We start from the raw sequence: 730 nt of genomic DNA on the forward strand, positions 1-730 counted from the left end.
GACCGTAGTAGCTCACTTGGTCAAAGCTGCCGTTGATGCCCAAATCCAAGCCGATGACCGGAATCACGTGAGGGTAGTCGCCGTAGCGCTCGCCACTCAGTTCCACATTCAAATGGCCTTGCGCGTTGATTTGGTAGCGGTAGGTACAACGCATGCCAAAATCAAAGACCGGCGGCGCAATGATGCTGGTGGTTGTAATCAAGACGGAATCATCAGTTGCTTCCACAGCAAGTGTGCGGAAGTGCTCCTGCATGATTTGCAGATGCGCTGGGTGCCACAAACCTTCATACTCTTGTTTGTGGTTATCAATCATCGGTTTGAAGAAGTTCAGTCTCGGCTCAGATTGAATGATCTCTTCGCCATTTACGCGCCAAGAAGTCAGCTTGCCGTTTACTTTCGAGAAAGTAAGCGTGAAGTTATGGCCTTCAATTACGTGTTCCAAACGGCCTTCGTTAATCACCAAAGGTTGTGCGTTGCGATTGATGAACGCAGGTGCAGACGCGGTCTTTTCTTTCAGTTGGAACTGATACACCGCAATTTCATGGTTGGCTTCGCTGTAAAGCGTGCGACTGTCTTTGCGTACGGTGAAGTTAACAAAGGCTTCGCGCTCATCCAATTCTGGCAGGTCGATGGTCACTTTACGTTCGCTGTTGGCGACCAAAGCTTCGACTTTAAACTGCACGCTTCGCAAGGTTTCACCTTCGGCACGCACGTCAGCAGTAATGGTGTA

Annotated in this window: 1 protein-coding gene; it reads right to left on the reverse strand. The window is 49.9% G+C overall.

The genetic code is table 11. The features are described 5' to 3' along the window. Nucleotides 1-730, reverse strand: a 730-nt coding sequence (locus R7Q46_RS26860) for a beta-galactosidase domain 4-containing protein (protein ID WP_318078181.1), incomplete at both ends; no start/stop codon positions are given.

This window comes from Vibrio sp. 811, assembly GCF_033339195.1.